The following is a 23,702-nucleotide window of genomic DNA, read 5'->3' on the forward strand; positions in this document are numbered from 1 at the left end:
TCCGCATCGCATCACTTCGTTCTCCGTTTGACTCGAATGCCTGCCGTCGCGCAAAGCGCCGTGCGGCGGGCTTTTGCGGCTGACCGTCCGAGGCAGTTCAAACGCTCCCGCGTTTGGTGAGCGTCCTCCAGAAATCTTGTCGGCAGCGCGTGGCCAAACAAAGACAATCATCGAAGACGCCGGCACGAGGGAGGAGACATGAACGACGAGATACGCGCGCGTTGCGACGCGCGGCGAGCGAGCGGCGCATCGTTACGCAGAAGCGGATCTCTGCGAAGCGAGATGACGCGTTTCGTTGCGGCAACCGCGATGTTGTATGCATCGCTGATTGTGTCGGCGTGTGCCGATGCCAATTCCGCCGCGTCGCAAGCGTCGCCAACGCACGCGGCGGCGGATCAGCCTGCATCGTCCGCGTTGCCTTCGATTGAAGCCGCCAAGCAGAAGCAGCTATCGAACGAACAGGCCGTGGCGAACCGCGTGCCGTCCGCAAGCGGCATGAGCGCAAAGCGCGCGCGACCGTTGACGTTGCGCGATTCGGGCATCGACGGCTCGATGATGTTCGCGCGCGATGTCGACTTTCGCGTGACGGGTGAGATCGGTTTTCAGATTGGGCAGATGGCGGCGTCGCTGGTGCCTGCGCGCCCGGGCAGTCCGATTGTGTTCGACGATCCGCGCAGCGTGACGATCGACGTGCATCGCGGCGACGTGACGCTCGACAGCGCGAAGCTGACTGCGATTTTCGACCGTTACCTGTTCCAGTATCAAGGCTCGCCATTGCGCAACATGCGCGTCGTACCGGAAGAAGGGCGTCTGCGCATCACGGGCGAAATGCAGCGCGGCGGCTGGGTGCCGATCGTGTTGACGGGGACGCTGTCGATGCGCAACGCGAGCGAGATGGCGTTTCACGCGGAGCATGTCGAAGTGGCAGGTGTCGGCGCGGACAAGCTGATGCAGGCCGCGCATGTGAAGATGGCCGATCTGTTGAAAGTGGACACGCCCGTTGCGCGCCTCGATGGCGACGACGTGGTGATGCAGGTCGCGAAGCTGACGCCGCCGCCTGCACTGAACATGACGATCGAGCGGATCGCGATCCATCCCGACGGCGTGCGCTTCACGCTCGACGATCACACGTTGAAGGACATTGCGTGGCCCGCCTCGATGCCGGCGCGTGGTTTGCTGATCGAAGGCGGCGACGTGAAGTTCATGCGCTCGATGCCGATGAACATCGACATGGCGATCACGCCGATCGACGCGAACGCACCGTTCGTGCTCGATCTGTATCGCTACCGGGAGCAGATGGCGGCGGGCTATCTGACCTTCGACGAAGCGGGCGCACTGACCGTGCATCTGCCATCGTATGCGGCGCTGGCGAGTGCGTCGCGCGACACGATGCGAGGTGTCGGTGTCGGCGTCGGCAGCGCGAGTGCGAAATTGAATGACAGCTTCATCCGTGAGCAGCAGGCTTCACTGGCCGTGGCGCGCGCGCAATGGCAGCGTGTGCCGCCGAATCTGCTCAACGCGGCGGCGCGCACAGTGCCCGTGAGTTTCAATGGATCAACGGCGTTGAAGGGGAGCGCACAGCAGGACGAACGAAGCTCGTCCGGGCCCGCGCCGTTGATTCATGTGCAGAACGTGGACTTTTACGTATCGGGGCGGATCGGCTTTCACGTACGTTCGCTCGATGCGCAGATGGTGCCGAAGCACCCGGGCCAGCCCGTCGACCTCGACGATCCGACGCAATACGACATTCGCATCATTGGCGGCGAAGTGGTCGAGCCGTGGCCGGCGATGGCGGCGCTCTTCAACGACTATCTGCTCGATTACACGCCGCGTTCGCTGAATGATCTGCAGCTGACGCCTGTCGATGGCGGGTTGCAGGTGAAGGGCGGCATCAAGTTGTGGAATCACTTCCCAGGCGTATGGCTGCCGACGACGATGCGCGGCACGATCGATGTGCGTGACGAGCGGCACCTGGTGTATCGGCCGGAGTCGGTGGAGGTGCTTGGCGTGCCGCAGGCGGGGATGTTACGGGCGCTCGATGTGCCGCTAGCGGCGTTGACGCCATTTCGGCGTAAGGGTGTGGCGTTGGAGGGGAATGAACTCGTGTTCGATCAGTATGCGGTGTTTCCGCCGCCCTTGTTGCAGGGGCGCCTGTCGGGCGCGCGGGTTACCGATGATGGGCTTGTGCTGAGTTTCAAACGTGAGGTGGGGGTGCCTGTTGCGCGGCCGCCGGCTGGTGCCGGAACCAGCTTTGTGTGGATCGAGGCTGGGGATGTCAAGATGTTCAACGCGCTGGTGGTGAATGGGCGGACCTTGATTCGCGATTCGGCGCGCGTTGGTGCAGAGCCTATGCGGTTTGATCTTTATGCCTATCGGCGTGATGTGGCGGAAGGTAAGGTCTTGATGGGGGTGGATGGGGGGCTGGTTGTTGATCTGGCGGGGCGGTTTTGATTTTTTGTCTGCGACGCCAGGGGGGCTTGTCTTTGCGCTGGCATCCGCTAGATGTTATTGGTTCGCAAGCGTTGCCCCTGTGCGGGGCGGCACCTACTTTTCTTTGCCGCCGCAAAGAAAAGTAGGCAAAAGAAAGCGGCTCACACCGCCAGCCCGTGTTCCTGTCCACGGGCCCCCAACGTCCCCATACTTCACCCGGCAGTGCCATGATCCGTGCTCGTTGCCAACGCTTCGATCAATTTCATCACCCGCTTCAGGTACCCATACAACAACAAGCGGCAGTGAATGGTACGTGCCGCCCAGGTGGCAAACTGTGTGTAGGTTGTCGCGTCGTATAGCCTGGCGCTCTTACATTGGTGGAGCGCATGCGCTATCGGTCCGAAGTGAGGCGGCTGGAGTACCTGGGCCGACACACAGTTTGCCACCTAGGCGGCCGTGATTTATCTGGCGCGGCATGCTGTAACGCGGGAGCGTGAAGCGGATGAGGCGCACTTCAAGAGCGCTGGCAACGAACGCGGACTGGAACGTTGCCGTGTGAAGCGTAAGACCCTGCGGGGGCCCTCAGGCAGGAACAAGGATTAGCGGGGTTAGCCGCTTTCTTTTGCCTACTTTTCTTTGCGGCGGCAAAGAAAAGTAGGTGCCGCCCCGCACAGGGGCGACGCGTGAAGCTAGATAACAAACCGCGGACGCCAGCGAAAACAAAAGCAAACCACCCAAGCGTCGCAGACAAAAAAACAAAAAACTACCCCTTCGAATCCCGCTCAACAATCCACTCATGCTTAGGATCATTCTTGAAATGCCAGGTACGAGCAGGCCCAGCCATAACATTAAGATAGTACGAGTCATAGCCATAAGGCACAACAACAGGATGATACCCACGCGGCACCATCACGACATCGTGATCCTCCACCGCGAGAGACTCATCGATATCCCGCTCATCGGTATACACGCGTTGAAACGCAAACCCTTGCGGCGGACTTAGCCGATGATAATAAGTCTCCTCAAGAAAGCTTTCCGCAGGAATATTATTCGTATCGTGCTTATGCGGCGGATAGCTGGACGAATGTCCACCGGGCGTACGCACCTCAACCACGAGCAGCGACTCAGCCGGCTCAGTCTGCGGAAGAATATCGCACACATATCGCGTATTCGCGCCCTTCCCACGTACGGACCGCTTCATCTGCGATGACTCGATCAACCGCGCAGGATATTCGCCCTTGGCAGGCGCACTCGCCACACCCACCTCCGCACGCCGATTCGCGCGAACAATAGCCCGCACACCCGGCGGCAAATACACCGCCACAGGCGCGCTGTCCTCGAACACGCTATCCCGCGAGCCAAGACTGGTCCACGTCTGCCCATCCGTTTCGATATCGACGGCACCCGCCATCACCACAATGCACACCTCGCGCGAAGCTTCGAGCACATGCACGACTTCGTTCGCTTCCATCCGGTAAGCGGCGAAGCCAACATACTTCCAGCCCGCCGATTCGGGCGTCACGCGCGCGATCGTCTGGCCTTCGCGCTGTGCCTTCACTAGCAAACTCATGCTGCCTCCTGTGCGACATCGAGCGGCGCATCGACGAGCGTGCGCAGCGTGCGATAACCCTTCTGCGCATACGCATACGACGGCGCGACGGCCGGGTCCTGCTCCGCCTCGACGACAAGCCAGCCGCGATAACCGTGACGTTTCAACGTATCGATGATCGCGGAAAAATCGACGGCGCCATCGCCCGGTACGGTGAACGCGCCCGCAATCACGGCATCGAGAAAGCTCCAGTTACGATTGCGCGCGAGTTTCATCACGGCAGGGCGCACGTCCTTGCAATGCACATGACACACGCGGCCCACGTGCCGGTTGAGCACCGCGAGCGCATCGCCGCCCGCAAACGTGATGTGGCCCGCGTCGAACAGCAGGCCGACATCATCGCTCGTCAACGCCATCAGGCGATCGACGTCGGCGGGCGTTTCGACATACGCACCCATGTGATGGTGATAAGCGACCCGAACACCCTTGCTCAACGTATAACGCGCAAACTCGTTCAGCCGCTTTGCGTATGTGTTCCATTGCTCATCGGTGAAAAAGCGCGGCCGCTGATACAGCGGCAACGGCGAGCCCTGGATCGTGTTGTGCACTTCGCCGTAGACCATCACCGTCGCGCCGTTCTTCGCGAGTAGTTCCAGATGCGAATCGGCGGCGCTACATTCATCCTCGACGCTGCGGCTGAAATCCGCTAGCCGCCCCGAGTACCAGCCGGACACGAGCGAGAGATCGTACTGTTTGAACAACGCCTTCAACGCCTCGGGCTCGCGCGGAAACTTGTTGCCAAGCTCGAACCCCTGATAGCCGATCTCGCGTCCTTCCGTAAGCGCGACGTGGAGCGGCGTCTCGCCGCCGAGCGACGGCAGATCGTCGTTCATCCACGATAGCGGATTAATACCAATGCGTACCTCGAACTGACTCATGTGCGCTTCCTCATTCGTTGTCTTTGCCACGCGCGCTGATGTGCGCTTCGTAGTCGGCGCGCGCCTTGCGCACGCCTTCGCGCTGCGACACTTCCGGCACGGCGACTTCCCACCACCAGCCGCCTTCGTCCGTGGTGCGCGCGGCGTCGGTGTCGATGCTGATCAGGTAGGTGCGATCCGCCGTGCGAGCGCGTTGCATCGCCGCTTCGAGTTCCTGCACGTTCGCAACGTGCTCGGCCTGCGCGCCCATCGCGCGCGCGTGAGCGGCGAAGTCGATGGTCGGTGCGCCGGGCGAGCCTTGCACGCAGTCGTCGAACATGTTGTTGAACGGTGCGCCGCCGCAGGCCTGCTGCAAGCGATTGATGCAACCATAGCCGCGATTGTCGAGCACCACGACGATCAGCTTCGCGTCCAGCATCACGGAGGTGGCGATCTCGCTGTTCATCATCAGATAGCTGCCGTCGCCGACCATCACGATCACTTCGCGCTCGGGCCGTGCGAGCTTCGCGCCAAGTCCGCCTGCGATCTCGTAGCCCATGCACGAATAGCCGTACTCGACGTGATAGGCACCCGGACGTCCGGCACGCCACAGCTTGTGCAACTCGGCGGGCAGCGTGCCCGCTGCGCAGACGACGATGTCGTCCGTCGTCGAGCGCGCGCTCGAACGCTGTACCGCGCCGATCACGTCGGCGTCGTAGGGAAGGGCGCGCTTGCCTTCTACACCTTGCGGCGCATGCGTGAGCTTGTGCACGATGTCGCGCCATTCGTTCGCACGCTGCTGCGCGCGTGATGTCCACGCCGCATCCGCTTGCCAGCCTTCCAGCCGTGACGACAGAGCATCGAGTGCAAGCCGTGCATCGGCCTGCACGATGCAGCCGCGATGCTTGATGGCGTCGAATGCATTCGCGTTGATGCCGATCACCTGCGCATGCGTGAACAGCGTGTTCGAGCCCGTCGTGAAGTCCTGCAGACGCGTGCCGACAGCGAGCACGCAATCGGCGCCGTGCGCGATTTCATTTGCACCGGGCGATCCCGTCACACCAAGCGGGCCGAGATTCAACGGATCGTCCCAGGCGAGCGCGCTCTTGCCCGCTTGCGTTTCCGCAACGGGAATGCCGTGTTTCGTCGCGAATGCCTTCAACGCATCCGTTGCGTGGCCGTAGAGCACGCCGCCACCCGCGACGATCATCGGCTGTTTCGCGTTGCGCAGCATCGCCAGCGCTTCATCGATTTCATGCTCGACGGGCGCGGGCGCATGGAACTTCACCACGCGCGGTGTGAAGAAATCGGCGGGGTAGTCGTACGCGGCGGCTTGCACGTCTTGCGGCATCGCCAGCGTGACGGGGCCGCACAGCGCGGCATCCGTCAGCACGCGAATCGCGCGCGGCAATGCGTTGAGCAGTTGCGCCGGATGCACGATGCGATCGAAGTAGCGCGACACGGGCTTGAATGCGTCGTTGGCGGAAATGCCGCCGTCCTGAAAGTCTTCGACCTGCTGCAATACCGGGTCCGGCGCGCGCGACACGAAAATATCGCCGGGGAGCAGCAACACGGGCAAGCGGTTCACATGCGCAAGCGCCGCTGCTGTGACGAGGTTGGTCGCGCCGGGACCGATCGAGGTCGTGACAGCCATCATCCTTCGACGGAAGTGCGCTTTCGCGAACGCGATCGCGCTGTGCGCCATCGCCTGTTCGTTGTGCGCGCGATAGGTCGGCAGCTCGCGTCGATACTGATAGAGCGCCTCGCCAAGACCCGCGACATTGCCGTGTCCGAAGATCGCGAACACGCCGCCGAACAGCGGTTCGGTGCCCGTGCCGTCTTCCGTCTCGACACGTTGCGCGGCGAGATAGCGGACCACGGCCTGCGCCGCCGTCAAACGGATCGTGCCGTCAGCCGATACCTGTGCGGCCGTTTCGGGCGAGGTCGTCACATCGTGATGCAACGCACGTTGATTCATGCTGCCTGCTCCTGACGGATGGTATGCGAACCCGCCGCATGCGCTGTGCCACGGCTTTCGCGCCACGACTGGATCAGCGTTTCGAACGTGCGGCGCACGCGTGCGATCACTTCTTCGTCGTCGATCTGACCCGCAAGCCATGCCTGGCTTGCCTCGTAATGGATCGTGCGGCCGACCGTGAAACCCTTGCATGTCTTCGATTGCGCGGCCGCGCGGAAGCCTTCGATCATCTGCTCGACGGGCGCCGACAGACCGAGCAGCACGACGCCGCGGCAGTGCGGGTCGCGTTCCTGAATCAATGCATCGACGGCTTGCCACTGCGATGCTTCCATCGGTTCGAGCTTCCACCACTCCGGATAGAGGCCGATGTTGTAGAGCCGCTTCAACGCGCGATAGACGATATCCGGTCCTGTGGGCAAGCTCTTCGGCGGGATCACTTCGAGCAGCAGTTCGTGGCCGGACTCCTGCACGGCATCATAGAGCGCGCGCAGCTGCGCTTCCTGTTCGATGCGCTGTTCGATCGGCTCGTCGGGATGAAACTGCACAAGGCACTTCACCACATGCTCGCGCGGCCAGCTGGCGAGCGTCGTGCCGATCGAACGTCCGTGATCGAACACGAGCGGCACCGAGCCCGGCAATTCGACGGGGCGGCCGATCCACCAGCCGCGACCCGTTGCCGCGTTTAGCGCATCCTGCCCGTAGCGGTCATCGATCAGCACGGCGGTCTTGCCTTGCAAGCCAAGCGCCGCTTCCGTTTGCGCGACGGCCTCGACAAACAGGCTCTTCAGCTTCGAAATGCGCGACAGGTCCGCGCCCGTTTGCTGCGCGAGTTCGAAGAACTGGTTGCGGTGATCGAATGCGAAGCCGAGCACCTCGTCATAGGTCTTGCGCGCCGGCGTCACGCGATGCAGACGCGCGAGCTTCGCGTCGCGATCGGGGCGGCGCATGCGTGCCGGGTCCGCTTTCGCTTCGCTCAGGAAGTAGTCGAGTTCGGCGGGCGTCGGCATCGCTGGCGCGCAGCCGTGGCGCGACACGACTAGCGCACCGCTGGCGTTCGCTGCGCGTGCGCAGGCTTCGAGCGGTTCATCGCGCAGCCAGCCCGACAGGAAGCCGGACGCGAACGCATCGCCTGCGCCGAGCACGTTCAGCACTTCGACTTCGACGCCGCCCTGAATGGGCGCATCGTCGATCGACGCAGGCACGTCGCCGTCGATGATCTGGCAACCTAGCGGCCCGCGTTTCACGACGAGCGTCGCGGGCGTTACCTTGCGGACTTCCCTGAGGCACTCGATCAGCGAGTCCTTGCCGCCTGCAATCCGGAACTCTTCTTCGGTGCCGATCACGAGATCGAAGAGCGGCAGGATGCCTTGAATATGTGCGCTCACGCCTTCGTTCGCGACGAAGCGCGTTTCGCCATCGGCCTTGCCCGTGAGTCCCCATAGAACAGGGCGATAGTCGATATCGAGCACGGTGCGCACGTCGTTGTTGCGCGCGTACTCCAGCGCGCGGCGGCTCGTGCGGTTCACCTGTTCCGTCGAGAAGTGCGTGCCCGTAATCAGCAGCGCTTTCGACGACGCAATGTAGGCCTCGTCGAAGTCCGCTTCGTCGACGGCCATGTCCGCGCAGTTCTCGCGGTAGAAGATCAGCGGGAACGTGTCGCGGTCTTTCAGGCCGAGCAGCACGAGCGCGGTGAGGCGCTCGTGGTCGGTGCGCACGTGGCTGACGTCGCAGCCTTCTTTCGTGAGCGTTTCGGTGAGGAAGCGGCCCATGTGGTCGTTGCCGACGCGCGCGAGCATCGATGCATTCAGGCCGAGGCGCGCGCAGCCGAATGCGATGTTCGCCGACGAGCCGCCCAGATACTTCGCGAAGCTCGCGACGTCTTCGAGGCGCGAGCCGACCTGCTGCGCGTACAGATCGACGGCAAGCCGGCCGAGACAGATGATGTCGCGGCTGCGGCCCGCCGCGAAGCGGCTCGCATTCTGAGGCGTGGGTTTACTGGTAAGAGCCATGAGTGTGTCCTGAGTGTGCCGGGCTAGCCGTAGACTAGATCGTCGCGCCTTCGAGTTCGCCGATCATCTTCTGCATTTCTGCGCCGCCCGCCATCATGTCGAGCACTTCGTCCTTCGTGATGGTTTCTTTCGTGTACGTGCCCATCGATTTGCCGCGGTTGAGCAGCGTGAACGAATCGCCGATCGGATACGCGTGGTGCACGTTGTGCGTAATGAAGATCACGGAGATGCCTTTCGCGCGCGCCTTGTGAATCAGCTTGAGCACGTTGAAGCTCTGCTTTACGCCGAGCGCGGCCGTCGGTTCGTCGAGAATGAGCACGCGTGCGCCGAAGTGAATCGCACGCGCAATCGCCAGACATTGCCGTTCGCCGCCCGACATCGTGCCGATTGGCTGATGGGGGTCGCGCACGTTGATGCCCATTTCGGCGAGCTTGTCGCGTGCGATGCGCGCGCTCGTGTCGAGGTCCATCACATTGACGAGGCCGAAGAGTTTCTTCTGCGGCTCGCGTCCCATGAAGAAGTTGCGCGCAACCGATAGCAGCGGCACCAGCGCGAGATCCTGATACACGGTTGCGATGCCCATATCGAGCGCATCGCTCGGCGATTCGAACAGCACTTTCTTGCCGTCCACCAGGTAGTCGCCGGCAGAGGGTTGGTGCACGCCCGCGAGCGTCTTGATGAGCGTGGATTTACCCGCGCCGTTGTCGCCCAGCAGGCAGTGCACTTCGCCGCGCCGCAGGCGCAGCGTGACGCCCGAAAGCGCGATCACCTTACCGAAATACTTGCTGACGTTTTCGAGCGACAGGATGATGTCGTCTTGCTTGAGAGTGTCGGACATGATCGTCTCCCGATTACGATTGTGCGACGCGACGGCGCACATAGTGGTTGAACAGCACCGCGATCAGCAGCATCACGCCGAGGAACACGCGGAACCAGTCCGAACTGACATTCGTATAGGTGATGCCGATCTGCACGACGCCGAAGATCAGCGCGCCGAAGCAGGCGCCCACCACGGACCCATAACCACCCGTCAGCAGCGTGCCGCCGATCACCGCCGCGATGATCGCTTCGAATTCTTTCTGCAGACCGCGGTCGGCGGCAGCCGAACCGATGTCGCACACCTGCAGCACGGCAAACAGGCACGAGCAGAATGCCGTCAGCACGAAGAGCGAAATCTTCACGCGGCGCACGGGCACGCCGACATTCTTCGCAGCGTTCGCATCGCCGCCGACAGCCAGCACCCAGTTGCCATAGCGCGTCTTCGCGAGGACGAACGCACCGACTGCCGCGAGCGCGAACCACCACAGCAGCACTTTCGGAATGCCGGGCACGAGCGGCTGGCCGTTCTCGAGCAGCGAGCCGATGCCCATGTGCGCGAGACTCGTGAAGAGCCCATGGAGCGCTACGCCATGGAACAGGAAGTTAGTGATGGCATCGGACTGCGCGAGATCGCCGACACCGGAGATGATCGTACGGTCCGCGACCATGATCGACAGTGCGAGCGTCAGGCCGCGCAGGATGAACAGGAACGCGAGCGTCACGATGAACGAAGGCAGGCGCGTGCGCATCACCAGATAGCCGTTCAGCGCGCCGAGCGCCATCGATCCGGCGAACGCGAAGATGATGGCCGCCCAGATCGGCCAGTGAAAGTAGACGGACGGAATCGCGACCATCATGCCCGCGAAACCGATCATCGAGCCGATGGACAGATCGAACTCGCCCGCGATCATCAGCAGGCACGCGCCGACGGCGAGAATGCCGAGATAGGCGGAGACCTGCGACCAGTTCATCACGCCGTCGAGATTGAACATCCCCGAGCTGCCGGCCGTGAGGGCGAACACGAGGAACACGAGCACGGTGCCGGAAATCGCCGCGAATTCGGGGCGATTCAGCAGATGCCCGAAGAACGATTCCTTGCGGACGCGCTCGTCGCCCGGCAGTGCCGGTGCAGCGGATTGCGCGTCGGCACCAGGCGCATCGTTGCCCGGTGCGTCGTGACCATGCGTTGGATAGTGTTTGCCGGCTACGCCCATGATGTCTCCTGATTCAGCTTTGCTGTGCGTTCACTCGTATGAGTGGCGAGAGGCGCAGCAAGCCGTTAAACGACGCGGTCGGGGCACCCGACGATGGCGGCAAAAGGCCGCCGGGGTCGCGCTGTGCTGGCGCGCCCGGTACCGCGTATGACTGGCTAGAGGAAAGGCCGTTAGCGGTACTGGCCCGCGTACTTGATGACCTTGTCGATATTCGCCTTCGTGATGAAGCCCGGACCGGAACGGATGTTCTTCGGCCCATACGACGGCTCGAGGCCGTAGGTCTGCAGGCGTTCCTTGAACTTCGGATTCGCTTGCAGGATTTGCCGGATCTTCGTCGGATCGGTCGTGTGTTCTTTCTTCACGATCGCCAGCACGGCGACGGCGATATAGCCTTGCAGATACGGCTGCTGATCGATTGCGAAATTGATCGTGCCGTCCTGGATGCCCTTCGCGATGTCATCCGAGAAGTCGAACGTGGCGAAGTAGATCTTGCCTGCCAGGCCCATCTGCTGCACGGCCTTGATCGTCGCCGAAGCGGGCGTCGGGCCGAGTGTCAGCACTGCGCCTGTGTTCGGATGGTTGCGCAGATACGCGCTCACCTTCGACTGGATTTCCGTCGGGTCCTGGCCGGAATCGATGGTCGAGGTCTTGTAGTTCACGCCGAGCGCATCGGCAAAGCCTCGGCAGCGTTCGAACGAAACCACGTTGGTGGCGAAGTGGTTCACGCACAGGAACGACTTCACGCCCGCAGCCTTGGCCTTTTCGCCTGCCGCCTTGCCTGCCACGTATTCGGGCTGGCCGATATGCATGATCGCGCCGAGCTGCGCGCTCTGTTCTTCCGTGCCGGAGTTGATCGTGACGAGGGGAATCTTCTTGCCCGTGACCTTGCCGAGCGAACTCTTCAGCACGTCGAAGTCGGCGATGGTGACGATCACGCCGTCGTAGTTGCGCGCCGCAGCCTGTTCGATCAGGCGCGACATATCGGCGAGGTCGCCGTTAGGCGGGTTGCGGTAGTCGGTCTCGACGTTGAAATCCTCGTCGGCCTGCTTGATCGCATTCTTGATCGTGTTCCACCACGAGTCCGAATCCGGCGCGTGGCTGATGAGCACGAACTTCGCGTCCGCCGCCTGTGCCGTCGATGCCGCCGTCATTGCACCGATGCCTGCGGCCAGGGTCAGCGCTGCTGCCAGAACCTTGAACGAAGCCTTGCCATTGCAAAGTCTCATTGTCTCCACCTTTGTCTGTTCGTATTTGAGGGGAGCGTCTGACGCTTTGCGAGGTGATGCCGGCTCGGTGTTGCGTCATCGCTCAGGACCAAGATTAGGCCAACTTTTCGAGACTTGCAATGAAAATTTCATGTCAAAGAAAAATGGAAAATCCATTCCATTTGCTTTCGGTTGTGCCTATACTCCGCAACGTCGGGACAGTGCATTGCCGTTCCCTGAAAGCCTTACGGGATGGGATTTTGCGCTGCAAAAAAGCACACGGAAGCACAGAGGTAAAGACCATGGCGGAAGACAGCACAGAAGAGTTGCCGAGCGTTGAAGAATTGATGCAGCGCATCGCGGAAAACTACGAATCGTTGCCGCGTCAGTTGAAGAGCGTGGCGACGTATCTCGAACAGCATCGGTCGAGCGTGATGGTGGATCGCACCAGCGACATCGCGGCGAGTTGCGGCGTGCATCCGTCGGCCGTGGTGCGCTTTGCGCAGCGTTTCGGCTTCTCGGGTTTTTCCGATCTTCAGGCCGTGTTCCGCCAGGCTTACACGACGCAAGGCGCGTCGTCGCAGAGTTATCAGCAGCGCATCCGCAGGTTGATCGACGAGAAGCCGGGGCGGCTGTCGGGCGGCAGCGTCGCGCGCGAGTTCGTGGCGGCGTGCCGCGACGGCCTCGACGAACTCGAAGGCTCGCTCGACGACGCGCAGTTCGATGCCGCCGTGAAGATGCTGCAGCACGCCGACAACATCTATGTGATCGGCGTGCGGCGCTCGTTCCCCGTTGCGAGCTACATCGTCTACGCGTTGCAGCACACGCCGAAGCGTGTGCATCTCGTGTCGGGTTTCGGCGGCATGTACCGCGAGCAGATTCGCAGCGTGAAGAAGGGCGACGTGGTGATCGCGATCAGCTTCGCGCCGTACGGTAAAGAGACGCAGCATTGCCTGCGCGTCGCGCATCACCATCAGGCAAAGACGCTCGTCATTACGGATAGCCAGCTGTCGCCGCTTGCACGCTATGCGAGCACGCAGCTGTATGTGAAAGAGGGCAGCGCGTTTGCATTCCGCTCGCTGACCAGCACGATCTGCCTGTGCCAGGCGCTGTTCATCGCGCTCGCGTACAAGCTGGAATTGAACGTAGAAGAGTCGACAGACACTGGAGGATACGATGACTGATGTGGCAGGCAAGACAATCGACGTAGCGGTGTTCGGCGCAGGGCGCATCGGCAAGATTCATGCGTCCAATCTTGCGCGGCAGCCGGGCGTGAGGCTCAAGTACGTGGTCGATGTGAACCGCGATGCGGCGGCTGCGCTGGCGGCGCAATATGGCGCGCAGGTCACGGATATCGACGGTGCGATGGGCGATGCGTCGGTGGGCGCGACCGTAATCTGTTCGAGCACCGACACGCACGCCGATCTGATCCTGCAATCGGCGGCACAGAAGAAGCATGTGTTCTGCGAGAAGCCTGTCGATCTGACGCTGGAGCGTGCGCGTGCGTGCGCCGATGCGGTTGCGAAAGCGGGTGTGGTGTGCATGATCGGTTTTCAGCGCCGCTTCGATCCGACCTTCGCCGCGCTGAAGGCGCGCATCGATGCGGGCGAGATCGGCACGCCGGAAATGCTCGTCGTGACGAGCCGCGATCCGGGCGCGCCGCCCGTCGAGTACATCAAGCACTCGGGCGGCATCTTCAAGGACATGCTGATTCACGACTTCGACATCTTCCGCTGGATTCTCGATGACGAAGCGGACACGCTGCACGCGACGGGAAGCTGTCTGACCGATCCCGCGATTGCCGATGCGGGCGATATCGATTGCACGGCAGTGACGATCCGCACGAAGCGCGGACGTCTGTGCCAGATCAACACGTCGCGGCGCGCCGCGTACGGGTACGACCAGCGCTTCGAACTGCTCGGCAGCGCAGGCATGCTGCAGGCGGGCAACGTGCGTCCGACGGAAGTCACGGCGTATTCGAAGACGGCTGTATCGAGCGATGTGCCCGAGCATTTCTTCCTCGAACGCTATCGAGCCGCGTATGCGCTCGAAATCGCGCATTTCTTCGAAGCCGTGACGCAAGGCAAGCCGGTGCGCACGACGGTCGCCGACGGGCTGAAGGCACTCGAACTTGCCGAAGCGGCGACGCGTTCGTGGCGCGAAGGGCGTGCCGTCAAGCTCAACGAGGCACTGTGATGAGCGGCCCGCTGCGGATCGGCGTGGTTGGGCTGGGGCGGCTTGGCAAGCGGCATGCGGAAAATCTTGCGTATCGCGTGTCGGGTGCGGCGCTGGTGGCCGCGTGTAGTCCCGTCGAAGAGGAGCGCGCGTGGGCGCGCGCCGCGCTGCCGGCGCCGCGTCTTTACGACGACTACCACGCGCTGCTCGAAGACCGCGACGTGGACGCGGTGTGGCTCGTCACGCCGTCCGCGTTGCACGCGCAGCAGATCATCGATGCGTTGCGCGCGGGCAAGCATGTGTTCTGCGAGAAACCGCTTTCGCTCGATCTGGCCGAGTGCGAGCGGGTGATTGCCGAAGCGCAGCGTCATCCCGAGTTGCAGGCGACCATTGGCTTCATGCGCCGTTTCGATCCGAGCTATCGCAATGCATTCGAGAAAATCGAAGCGGGCGCGATTGGGCGGCCGTTCATGGTGCGCTCGCAGACTTGCGACCAGAACGATCCCGAAGGGTTTTTCGTGCGCTTTGCGCCGACTTCGGGGGGGATTTTTCTCGACTGCACGGTGCATGACATCGATGTGGCGCGCTGGCTGCTCGGCATGCCGAAGGCGACGCGCGTCTATGCGAGCGGCGTGATCGCGTTGCACGAAGGACTGCGTGAATTCGGCGATGTCGATAATGGCGTCGCGATCTGCGAGTTCGAGGGCGGGCGCATGGCGATGTTTTACGCGTCGCGCACGCTGGCGCACGGCAACGATACGGGCAGCGAGGTGATCGGCACGGCGGGCGCACTGTATGTCGGGCGCAATCCGCGCGCGAACCGTGTCGAGGTCGCCGATGCGAGTGGGATTCGCAACGAGTGCACGCCGACTTTCTTCGACCGGTTCGAGGATGCGTTTTTGTGCGAAGCGCAGGCGTTCGTCGCGGCTGTGCGGCAGGGCAAGCAGAGCGGGGCGACGTTGGCGGACGCAATGGAGGCGACTCGCATTGGGTATGCATTGCGTGAGTCGCTGGCGAGTGGACGATCTGTTGATTTGTAGCGGCGCGCACGCCCGGGCTGTTGCGGCTTGGGCGTGGGTTGAGCGCTTGCGTTAGAATTTGACCCTTCTGCATGAGCGCCGTATATCCAGCACGAGCGCCGGCTTACGAAGGGCAACGTCGATGGAAATTCAGATTCACAAGGAAGTGGATGCGCGCGGTCTGAACTGTCCGCTGCCCATTCTGCGCGCCAAGAAGGCGCTGGCTGATATGGAAAGTGGTCAGATTCTTAAAGTGCTGGCGACCGATCCCGGCTCGCAGCGGGATTTTGCTGCGTTTTCCAAACAGACGGGGAATGAGATTGTAGAGGTCACGACTACGTCGGATAAGGTTTTTGTGTTTTTAATGCGGAGGAGGTGAGGTTTTTTGCCTGCGGCGCTTTTGGTTTTTTTGCCTTTGCCTTTGCCTTTGCCGTGGCATGTGGCCTTTGCCTTTGCGCTGGCATCCGCGGTTTGCTTTTTCGCTGGCATCCGCGTGATGTTATTGGTTCGCATGCGTTGCCCCTGTGCGGGGCGGCACCTACTTTTCTTTGCCGCCGCAAAGAAAAGTAGGCAAAAGAAAGCGGCTCACACCGCCAGCCCGTGTGTTTACCCACGGGCCCCCATCGTCCCCACCCTTCATACGGCAACATTTCTGTTCCCGTGCGTTGCCCACGCTTCGAATGACCGCCTCACCCACTTCGAACACCCGTGCCTGGGCCAGCGGCAGCGAATGGTATGTGCCGCCCAGGTGGCAAACTGTGTGTAGGTTGTTGCGTCGTATAGCTTGGCGCTTTTACAGCGTGGAACGCGAGCGCTATCGGTCCGAAGTGAGGCGTGTGGAGCACTCAGGCCTACACACAGTTTGCCACCTGGGCGGCGGGGGACTATCTGGTAGTGCGTGCCGCGACGCGGGCACATGAAGCGGGTGAGGCGCACTGCAGGAGCGCTGGCAACGAACTTGAATCGAGAAGTTGCTGCGTGAAGTAAGGGACCGGTTGGGGTCCCTCAGGCGGGAAGAAATGTTGGCGGTGTGAGCCGCTTTCTTTTGCCTACTTTTCTTTGCGGCGGCAAAGAAAAGTAGGTGCCGCCCCGCACAGGGGCGACGCATGAAGCACGACAACAAAGCGCGGATGCCAGTTCAGGAACAGGCAAACCACCCCAGCGTCGCAGAAAAAAAATCAACCTTCCAGGACGGGAGACCGAGTCCGCAAATATTCTTCAAAGTCAGCAGCCACTTCCGGATGCCGCAAGGCAAACTCAACAGTAGCCTTCAGGTACCCCAGCTTGCTACCACAATCAAACCGCGTCCCGTGGTACTTATAAGCGAGCACCTGCTCATCAGCCAGCAACGACTGAATCGCATCCGTGAGTTGCAACTCACCGCCAGCACCCGGCTTCAACGCGCGAATATGATCAAAAATGCGCGGCTTCAGCACATAGCGCCCGACCACCCCAAGGTTAGAAGGCGCAACCTCAGGCGCCGGCTTCTCCACGATGCCTGACATCTTGATGATGGCGTCTTCCCACTCCTTGCCATCGACAATCCCGTAAGACCGCGTCTCCGACGCCGGAATCTCTTCGACGCCAATCACCGAGCTGTGATAGTGATCGAACACCTCGATCATCTGCTGCATCACAGGCGGCTTGCCGTACAGCAAATCGTCCGCGAGGATCACGGCGAACGGATTGTCGCCCACCAGCTTTTCCGCACACAGCACCGCGTGGCCCAGACCGAGTGCCTCAGGCTGACGCACGTAGAAACAGTCCACATGGCTCGGCTTGATGCTGCGCACCAGCTCTAGCAACTTCGCCTTGCCGCGTGCTTCCAGTTCCGCCTCGATTTCGTACGACTTGTCGAAATGGTCCTCGATCGCCCGCTTGCTGCGGCCCGTCACGAAGATCATCTCGGTGATGCCGGCCGCCATCGCTTCCTCGACCGCGTACTGGATCAAAGGCTTGTCGACGATAGGCAGCATTTCCTTCGGGCTGGCCTTGGTGGCAGGGAGGAAGCGGGTGCCGAGACCCGCGACCGGAAAGACCGCCTTTGTAACTTTTAGCATGTGTGTACCCTGCGTCCTCTGGTTTGGGATGCGCGCCGGCGCCGGGTGGCTCGGCGCGCATGCAGCGTCAATCAGGCAGGCAAACGCGACAGTTGTGCCGTCAGCTTGCCAATCGTGGTCTGGTATTCTGCCAGCCTTTTCTGCTCCTGCTCAACGACCGCCGGCGGCGCTTTTGCAACAAAACTCTCGTTCTGCAGCTTGGCGTTACATTTCGAAACTTCTGCGTTCAGTCTCGCAATCTCTTTTGACAAGCGCTCGCGCTCCGCGGCGACGTCGATCTCTACCTTCAGCACGAGCTTGTCCGTTCCTACGATAGCAATCGGCGCGCCATGTGCCTGTGCATCCAGCGTCGCTTCGTCGGCGATGATCTGCACTTCGGACAAACGCGCCAACGCCTGCGCGTAAGGCGCGAACGTCGCCAGACGCTCCGCGTTGCCCGTCACCAGTAGCGGCACCTTCGTCGCCGGCGACAGATTCATCTCGCCGCGCAGGTTCCGGCACGCGTCGATCACGGCTTTCAGATCGGCGGCCCATTGTTCGGCCGATTCGTCGATCTTGCCCGGTTCGGCGATCGGGTAGGGCTGCGTCATGATCGACGCCTCGCCTTCCGCACGGCCTTCCGGGTACTTCGCCGCGAGCGGCGCCACCTTTTGCCACAACGCTTCCGTAATGAAAGGAATCACCGGGTGCGCGAGGCGCAGCACCGTTTCGAGCACCCGCAACAGCGTGCGGCGCGTGGCGCGCTGCTGCTCGGGCGTGCCCGTCTGGATCTGCACCTTCGCCAGTTCGAGATACCAGTCACAGTATTCGTCCCACACGAACTTGTATAGGGCGTTCGCCACATTGTCGAATCGATAGTCGGCAAAGCCCTTTTCGACTTCGGTTTCGACGCGCTGAAGCAGCGACACGATCCAGCGGTCGGCCTGCGAGAAGTCCGTGTAGCCGCCCGGGCCGCAATCGCCCGGTTGGCAGGCGCCCGGCTTCGAGAAGCCGCAGTCGTGGCCTTCGCAGTTCATCAGCACGAAGCGCGTTGCGTTCCACAGCTTGTTGCAGAAGTTGCGATAGCCTTCGCAGCGCGCGAGGTCGAAATTGACGTTGCGGCCGAGCGTCGCCATCGACGCCATCGTAAAGCGCAGCGCATCCGTGCCGAACGCCGGAATGCCGTCGGGGAATTCCTTGCGCGTCTTCTTTTCGATCGACGCCGCCTGCTTCGGATTCATCAGGCCCGTGGTGCGCTTGGCAACCAGCGCGTCGAGGCCAATGCCGTCGACGATATCGATCGGGTCGAGCGTGTTGCCCTTGCTCTTCGACATCTTCTGGCCTTCGGCATCGCGCACCAGACCGTGCACGTAGACGGTGTCGAACGGCACCTTGCCGGTGAAGTGCGTGGTCATCATGACCATGCGCGCGACCCAGAAGAAGATGATGTCGAAGCCCGTCACCAGTACCGACGACGGCAGGAACGCTTTCAGTTCGGGCGTCTCGCTCGGCCAGCCGAGCGACGAGAACGGCACCAGCGCCGACGAGAACCACGTGTCGAGCACGTCTTCGTCACGCTTCAGTGCGCCCTTGTAGCCTTGAGCGTCGGCCTTGGCGCGTGCGTCCTCTTCCGTCTTCGCGACGAAGATTTCGCCGTTCTCGCCGTACCACGCGGGAATCTGATGGCCCCACCACAATTGACGCGAGATGCACCAGTCCTGGATGTTCTCGAGCCACTGGTAGTAGGTGGTCGTCCAGTTTTCCGGCACGAACTTGATCTGGCCGTTGCGTACCACATCGAGCGATGTTTCCGTGATCGACTTGCCCGGATTGAAGGTGCCTTCCGGCGCGGGCTTGGTCATGGCGACGAACCATTGGTCCGTGAGCATCGGCTCGATGACGACGTTCGTCCGGTCGCCGCGCGGCACCATCAGCTTGTGCGGCTTGACGGATTCGAGCAGCCCGAGCGCTTCCAGATCCGCGACGACCTGCTTGCGCGCTTCGAAGCGGTCCATGCCGCGATACTTTTCGGGCGCGTTGTCGTTGATCTTCGCGTCGAGCGTGAGGATTTCGATCTGCGGCAGCTTATGGCGCAGGCCGACCTGATAGTCGTTGAAATCGTGCGCGGGCGTGACTTTCACGACGCCCGTGCCGAATTCGCGATCCACATAGTCGTCGGCGATGATGGGGATTTCGCGGTCCGTGAGCGGCAGCTTGACGGTCTTGCCGATCAGATGCGCGTAACGCTCGTCTTCCGGATGAACCATCGCGGCGACGTCGCCGAGCATGGTTTCGGGGCGCGTCGTCGCGACAGTCAGATGGCCCGAGCCGTCCGACAGCGGATACTGGATGTGCCACAGGCTGCCGTTTTCTTCTTCGCTGACCACTTCGAGATCGGACACGGCCGTGAGCAGCACCGGGTCCCAGTTCACGAGGCGCTTGCCGCGATAGATCAGGCCCTGTTCATACAGACGTACGAACACGTCGCGCACGGCAGCCGACATCTTGTCGTCCATCGTGAAGTATTCGCGCGACCAGTCGATCGACGCGCCCAGACGCCGCACCTGGCCCGTAATCGTGGAGCCGGACTGCTGCTTCCATTCCCACACGCGCTCGACGAACTTTTCGCGGCCGAGGTCATGGCGCGACACGCCCTGCGCGTCCAGCTGGCGCTCGACGACGATCTGCGTCGCAATGCCCGCGTGGTCCGTGCCGGGCACCCACAGCGTGTTTTCGCCGAGCATCCGGTGGTAGCGCGTCAGGCCGTCCATGATCGTCTGGTTGAACGCGTGGCCCATGTGCAGCGTGCCCGTGACGTTGGGCGGCGGCAACTGGATCGAGAAATTCTTGCGGCCCGGCTCCATGGTCGGAGCGGCGTAGCCGCGTTTTTCCCATTCGGGGCCCCATTGGGCCTCGATCGTCTGCGGCTCGAAACTCTTGGCCAGCGTGCTGTCGCTTGTCGTCATCGTCAAAATCTGCCGGAAAATGCGTGGAAAGATGCCTGAAACCTTGAATTATAAAGGGATGCGGCAGGCGCGGGCCGCGCTTGCCCTCGCGGCTGCGCATCGCGGGCGCCAGGGGGCGCGCAATCAGCCGCCGAATCGGGCGCGGAAATCACGCGGCCGGGCAGCATAGCCCCACGGTCTTATAATGACGGACCACCCGCCGCAACCGTTGTTTCTCCTCCTGATCCATGCCCGAACTGCTCGCGAACCTGAACCCCGAACAACACGCCGCCGTCACGCTGCCGAACGAACCGGCGCTCATTCTGGCGGGCGCAGGCAGCGGCAAGACACGCGTGCTGATCACGCGGATCGCGTGGCTGATCCAGCAAGGCCTGGCATCGCCGCCGACCATTCTCGGCGTCACCTTCACGAACAAGGCCGCGCGCGAAATGATGTCGCGCCTGTCGGCGCTGCTGCCCATCGACACGCGCGGCATGTGGATCGGCACGTTCCACGGCCTGTGCAACCGGATGCTGCGCGCGCATTTCCGCGACGCGGGTCTGCCGCAGACGTTCCAGATTCTCGACACGTCGGACCAGCTTTCCGCGATCAAGCGCCTGATGAAGGGCCTGAATATCGACGACGAGAAATATCCGGCGAAGAACCTGCAGTACTTCATCAACAACGCGAAGGAGCAGGGGCTGCGCGCGAAAGACGTCGACGCGTCCGACAACTTCAACCGCAAGTTCGTCGAGCTGTATGAAGCGTACGACCAGCAATGCCAGCGCGAAGGCGTGGTCGATTTTCCGGAACTGCTGCTGCGTTGCTACGAGCTGCTGTCGTACAACCCGCCGCTGCGCGCGCACTACCAGGCGCGCTTCCGTCACATTCTGGTCGATGAGTTTCAGGACACGAACAAACTGCAATATGCGTGGCTGAAGCTGCTGGCGGGCGAGCACAACGCGATTTTTGCCGTCGGTGACGACGACCAGTCCATCTATGCGTTCCGCGGCGCGAACGTCGGCAACATGCGCGACTTCGAGCAGGAGTTCAAGGTTCGCAACCTGATCAAGCTCGAACAGAATTACCGCTCGCACGGCCATATTCTCGATGCCGCGAACCACCTGATCGCGAACAACTCGCGGCGGCTCGGCAAGAACCTGCGCACCGACGCGGGCCACGGCGAGCCGGTGCGCGTCTACGAGGCGGCCACGGATTCGCAGGAAGCGGGCTGGATCGTCGAAGAAATTCGCGCGCTGATCAACACGGGCGCCTCGCGCAGCGAGATTGCCGTGCTGTACCGGAGCAACGCGCAGTCGCGGACGATCGAACATACGCTGGTGAACGCGGGCATTCCGTATCGCGTGTATGGCGGCTTGCGCTTTTTCGAGCGTCAGGAAGTGAAGCACGCGCTCGCGTATCTGCGTCTGATCGACAATCCGAACGACGACACAGCGTTCGCGCGCGTCGTCAATTTCCCGACGCGTGGCATCGGCGCGCGTTCGATCGAACAGCTGGCGGACGCGGCGCGTCTTTACAACACGTCGATGGCCGTGGCGATTCCGTACGTGACGGGCAAGGCGGGCACGAGCCTCGGCGGCTTTGCGAATCTGATCGCGAAGATGCGCGCCGAAACGGCGCAGATGAGCCTGCCCGAAACGGTCGAATACGTGGTGCGCGCAAGCGGCCTGTCCGAGTTCTATCAGAACGAGCGCGAAGGTCAGGATCGGCTCGAAAACTTGCAGGAACTGGTCAACGCGGCGACGGCCTTCGTCAGTGAAGAAGGCTACGGCCTCGATACGCCCGCGCGCTCGATTCCGCTGCGTCCGGGCGCGACGGCGGCGCCCGAACTGGTCGTTGCGACCGACGATCCGGGTGTCGACGTGCTCGACGCCGTGGATCCCACCGACCCGGCGCAAAACCCCGACACGATGACGCCGCTCGCGGGCTTCCTGTCGCACGCCTCGCTCGAAGCAGGCGACAACCAGGCGCAGGCCGGCCAGGAAGCCGTGCAACTGATGACCGTGCATGCGGCGAAGGGCCTCGAATTCACGGCAGTGTTCATCACGGGTCTCGAAGAGGGCCTGTTCCCGCACGAGAACAGCGCGATGGAAACGGACGGCCTCGAAGAAGAGCGCCGTCTGATGTACGTCGCGATTACGCGTGCGAAGGAGCGGCTGTATCTGTCGTTTGCGCAGAGCCGGATGCTGCATGGCCAGACGCGTTACAACATCCGCTCGCGCTTCTTCGACGAATTGCCGCAGGAAACGCTCAAATGGCTGACGCCGAAAGTCGAAGCGGGCGCGCGCTGGGGCGGCCGTTCCGATAACGCGGGCTGGGGTCGCGACTGGTTCTCGCGGCCGGATCGCAAACAGGGTTATGGCGGCGGGGCGTCGACGGAGGCGAGCGCGCCTTTGCCCGCGTTTGCGAACGAACAGCGCGCCGCGGACACCGGCTTCCGCGTCGGCCAGCAGGTATTCCACACGAAGTTCGGCGAAGGCACGATCACGGCGCTCGAAGGCGGCGGTACCGACGCGAAGGCGCAGGTCAAGTTCAAGCGACACGGCGAGAAATGGCTCGCGCTGGCTGTCGCGAAACTGCAGGCGGTCGAATGAGCGCGCTGCCGTCCGAAGCGACGATTCCGCGCCGCCCGCTCGGCGTGATGGCGGCACTGCCCGACGAACTCGGCGATCTCGTCGCATCGATGCGGGCCGAGGGCGCAGTCGAAACCATCACGCACGGCAAGCGCGACTATCACATTGGCACAGTGCACGACGCGCCGTGCGTCGTGACGCTGGCGCGCGTCGGCAAGGTCGCGGCGGCGGCGACGGTCAGCGCGCTGATACACGCGTTCGACGTCGAGGCTGTGGTGTTCACGGGCGTGGCGGGCGGTGTCGGGCCCGCAGTGCGAATCGGCGATATCGTCGTGGCCGAAACGTTGATGCAGCACGATCTGGATGCGTCGCCGCTTTTTCCGCGCTTCGAAGTGCCGCTGCTCGGCATGTCGCGCTTTGCCGCCGACGCGCCGTTGACGGCCGCGTTGCGCAACGCCTGCGAGCGCTTCGTCGAAGAAGAGGGCGCGGCGCTGTCGCAGCGTTTTCTGACGGAAGCGGCGCCGACGGTGCATTGCGGCCTGATCATCAGCGGTGACCAGTTCGTCGCCAGCGCGACGTCCGTCGATCTGCTGCGCGCCGCGTTGCCCGATGCGCTCGCCGTCGAAATGGAAGGCGCGGCGATCGCGCAGGTCTGCTACGAGTACGGCGTGCCGTGCGCGATCGTGCGAACCATTTCCGATACGGCGGACGCGCATGCGCCCGCGTCGTTCGTCACGTTTCTGACTGAACTGGCGGGCACGTATTCGAGCGGGATTCTCCGGCGGTTCCTGTCGGCGCGCGGTTGAGAC

At 62.4% G+C, this 23,702-nt stretch carries 16 protein-coding genes; 7 read left to right on the forward strand and 9 right to left on the reverse strand.

Going from position 1 to position 23,702, the window contains the following annotated elements:
* The first annotated feature begins 282 nt into the window (after window positions 1-282).
* A complete protein-coding gene (locus PPGU16_RS05100) occupies window positions 283-2,451 on the forward strand; it encodes a hypothetical protein (protein WP_180721974.1) in 2,169 nt (722 codons plus the stop codon).
* Window positions 2,452-3,193: 742 nt separating this feature from the next.
* Here the strand turns inward: PPGU16_RS05100 and iolB are convergent.
* The 7 genes from iolB to PPGU16_RS05135 all read right to left on the reverse strand — a co-directional run bounded on the left by iolB (window position 3,194) and on the right by PPGU16_RS05135 (window position 12,142).
* Window positions 3,194-4,000, reverse strand: a complete 807-nt coding sequence (gene iolB / locus PPGU16_RS05105) for a 5-deoxy-glucuronate isomerase (protein ID WP_180721975.1) — start codon at window positions 3,998-4,000, stop codon at window positions 3,194-3,196.
* Window positions 3,997-4,917, reverse strand: a complete 921-nt coding sequence (gene iolE, locus PPGU16_RS05110; RefSeq protein WP_180721976.1) for a myo-inosose-2 dehydratase — start codon at window positions 4,915-4,917, stop codon at window positions 3,997-3,999. The genes iolB and iolE overlap by 4 nt, the downstream gene beginning before the upstream one ends.
* A gap of 10 nt (window positions 4,918-4,927) precedes the next feature.
* Window positions 4,928-6,874, reverse strand: coding sequence for a 3D-(3,5/4)-trihydroxycyclohexane-1,2-dione acylhydrolase (decyclizing) (iolD, locus tag PPGU16_RS05115; RefSeq protein ID WP_180721977.1), 1,947 nt, complete (start codon window positions 6,872-6,874; stop codon window positions 4,928-4,930).
* Complete coding sequence (locus PPGU16_RS05120) at window positions 6,871-8,883, reverse strand: bifunctional 5-dehydro-2-deoxygluconokinase/5-dehydro-2-deoxyphosphogluconate aldolase (protein WP_180721978.1); 2,013 nt, start codon at window positions 8,881-8,883, stop codon at window positions 6,871-6,873. Before PPGU16_RS05120 ends, iolD begins: the two co-directional genes overlap by 4 nt.
* Before the next feature lie 34 nt (window positions 8,884-8,917).
* Window positions 8,918-9,721, reverse strand: coding sequence for an ATP-binding cassette domain-containing protein (locus PPGU16_RS05125; RefSeq protein WP_180721979.1), 804 nt, complete (start codon window positions 9,719-9,721; stop codon window positions 8,918-8,920).
* Window positions 9,722-9,734: 13 nt separating this feature from the next.
* Window positions 9,735-10,916 (reverse strand): ABC transporter permease, encoded by a 1,182-nt coding sequence (locus tag PPGU16_RS05130; protein WP_180721980.1) that lies wholly within the window; start codon window positions 10,914-10,916, stop codon window positions 9,735-9,737.
* 170 nt (window positions 10,917-11,086) lie between these two features.
* Window positions 11,087-12,142 carry a sugar ABC transporter substrate-binding protein gene (locus tag PPGU16_RS05135; protein ID WP_035990315.1) on the reverse strand — a complete coding sequence of 352 codons (1,056 nt, stop codon included), beginning with the start codon at window positions 12,140-12,142 and terminating at the stop codon, window positions 11,087-11,089.
* A 281-nt stretch (window positions 12,143-12,423) separates the two neighbouring features.
* On the opposite strand from PPGU16_RS05135, the gene PPGU16_RS05140 reads away from it, so the two are divergent.
* From PPGU16_RS05140 to PPGU16_RS05155, 4 genes are all read left to right on the forward strand, one after another.
* Window positions 12,424-13,305, forward strand: a complete 882-nt coding sequence (locus tag PPGU16_RS05140) for a MurR/RpiR family transcriptional regulator (RefSeq protein ID WP_180721981.1) — start codon at window positions 12,424-12,426, stop codon at window positions 13,303-13,305.
* On the forward strand, window positions 13,298-14,317 hold the full coding sequence (gene iolG / locus PPGU16_RS05145; protein WP_180721982.1) for an inositol 2-dehydrogenase: 1,020 nt from the start codon (window positions 13,298-13,300) through the stop codon (window positions 14,315-14,317). The genes PPGU16_RS05140 and iolG overlap by 8 nt, the downstream gene beginning before the upstream one ends.
* On the forward strand, window positions 14,317-15,336 hold the full coding sequence (locus PPGU16_RS05150) for a Gfo/Idh/MocA family oxidoreductase (RefSeq protein ID WP_180721983.1): 1,020 nt from the start codon (window positions 14,317-14,319) through the stop codon (window positions 15,334-15,336). Before iolG ends, PPGU16_RS05150 begins: the two co-directional genes overlap by 1 nt.
* Window positions 15,337-15,463: 127 nt before the next feature.
* Complete coding sequence (locus PPGU16_RS05155) at window positions 15,464-15,694, forward strand: sulfurtransferase TusA family protein (protein WP_035537843.1); 231 nt, start codon at window positions 15,464-15,466, stop codon at window positions 15,692-15,694.
* 799 nt (window positions 15,695-16,493) lie between these two features.
* Here the strand turns inward: PPGU16_RS05155 and galU are convergent.
* Together galU and PPGU16_RS05165 are read right to left on the reverse strand one after the other, a co-directional pair.
* Complete coding sequence (gene galU, locus PPGU16_RS05160; protein WP_035990323.1) at window positions 16,494-17,375, reverse strand: UTP--glucose-1-phosphate uridylyltransferase GalU; 882 nt, start codon at window positions 17,373-17,375, stop codon at window positions 16,494-16,496.
* A gap of 71 nt (window positions 17,376-17,446) precedes the next feature.
* Window positions 17,447-20,320: a valine--tRNA ligase gene (locus tag PPGU16_RS05165; protein ID WP_180721984.1), complete on the reverse strand. Its 2,874-nt coding sequence runs from the start codon at window positions 20,318-20,320 to the stop codon at window positions 17,447-17,449.
* A 227-nt stretch (window positions 20,321-20,547) separates the two neighbouring features.
* Between PPGU16_RS05165 and PPGU16_RS05170 the strand changes: the two genes are divergently transcribed.
* Window positions 20,548-22,914, forward strand: coding sequence for a UvrD-helicase domain-containing protein (locus PPGU16_RS05170; RefSeq protein ID WP_180721985.1), 2,367 nt, complete (start codon window positions 20,548-20,550; stop codon window positions 22,912-22,914).
* On the forward strand, window positions 22,911-23,699 hold the full coding sequence (locus PPGU16_RS05175; protein ID WP_180721986.1) for a 5'-methylthioadenosine/adenosylhomocysteine nucleosidase: 789 nt from the start codon (window positions 22,911-22,913) through the stop codon (window positions 23,697-23,699). The genes PPGU16_RS05170 and PPGU16_RS05175 overlap by 4 nt, the downstream gene beginning before the upstream one ends.
* Window positions 23,700-23,702: the final 3 nt, after the last annotated feature.

The organism is Paraburkholderia largidicola, from assembly GCF_013426895.1.
GTDB classification, from domain to species: domain Bacteria; phylum Pseudomonadota; class Gammaproteobacteria; order Burkholderiales; family Burkholderiaceae; genus Paraburkholderia; species Paraburkholderia largidicola.